General features: G+C 72.8%; 3 protein-coding genes. All 3 read left to right on the forward strand.

Annotated elements, in window-relative coordinates; genetic code table 11:
* Nucleotides 1–463, forward strand: a 463-nt coding sequence (locus NK214_RS24845) for a MotA/TolQ/ExbB proton channel family protein (protein ID WP_253315799.1), incomplete at its 5' end; no start/stop codon positions are given.
* Entirely contained in the window at nt 464–883 is a 420-nt protein-coding gene (gene exbD, locus NK214_RS24850; protein WP_235089616.1) for a TonB system transport protein ExbD, read from the forward strand.
* 1 nt (nt 884) lies between these two features.
* Nucleotides 885–1,137: hypothetical protein (locus tag NK214_RS24855; protein WP_253315800.1), on the forward strand; the 253-nt coding region annotated here is incomplete at its 3' end.

The following is a 1,137-nucleotide window of genomic DNA, read 5'->3' on the forward strand; positions in this document are numbered from 1 at the left end:
GCCGGCGCATGAGCCGGCCCGCGGCTTGCTGGCCGAAGCCGACGCCGAGCTGCGCTTGTCCTCGCCCGGCGCGCCGCGCGACAGCGTGCAGGCGCGGGCGGGCTTCCGGCTGGAGCAATGGCAGGCGGAGCAGGGGCGGCGCTTGGCCGCCGGCATCGGCCTGCTGGCCACCATAGGCGCGGTGGCGCCCTTCGTCGGCCTGTTCGGCACGGTGTGGGGCATCATGAACAGCTTCGTCGGCATCGCCCGCAGCGGCAGCAGCTCCTTGGCCACCGTGGCCCCGGGCATCGCCGAGGCCTTGCTCGCCACCGCCGTCGGCCTGGTGGCCGCCATCCCCGCCGTGGTGATCTACAACCTGTTCAGCCGCGCGCTGGCCCGGCACAAAGGCCGCAGCCAGCAGGCGGCCGGGCTGGCGCTCTTGCTGCTTAGCCGCGAGCTGGACGTCCGCGCGGAGAGCGCTTGAATGGCCGGCGGTTTTCCCAGCAGCCAGGACGAGGGCCTGGCGGAGCTGTCCGATATCAACGTCACCCCCTTCATCGATGTGATGCTGGTGTTGCTGATCATCTTCATGGTGGTGGCGCCGCTGTCCACCGTGGACACCCGGATCGAACTGCCGGCCTCCAGCGCGCGCCAGCAGCCGCGGCCGGACAAGCCGCTCTACCTGTCGATGAATCAGGACCGCTCGCTGCAACTGGGCAAGCAGCCGGTGACGCTGGCTGAGCTGGCCGCGCGGCTGGACCGCGACAGCGGCGGCCGTCGCGACACCCCGCTGTTTTTCCAGGCAGACCGCCAGGCGCGCTACGAAGACGTGATGGCGGTGATGGACGCTTTGCGCGAGGCCGGCTATCTGAGCGTCGGCCTGGTCGCCCGCGAGGGCGGCTGAGATGGCCGTCGTCGCATGGGACCGTCCGCCGCTGCCGCTGGCCAGCTGGGGCAACGCCTGTCTGCTGACGCTGGGGGCGCCGCTGTTGGCGCTGCGCCTATACCTGTCCGTGGCCGAGCCGGTTCCGGCCCCGGCCGCGCCGGCCGCCGTGATGCGGGTGTGGGCCGCGGAGGTCAGCGCCGAGCCGTCCAGCCGTCCGCTGCCCACCGGCGCGCAGCAAAGCCTGGCCGCCGCCGCCAGCCGGCCCAAGGCCG

This window comes from Chromobacterium sp. S0633 (assembly GCF_024158805.1).
Taxonomy (GTDB): domain Bacteria; phylum Pseudomonadota; class Gammaproteobacteria; order Burkholderiales; family Chromobacteriaceae; genus Chromobacterium.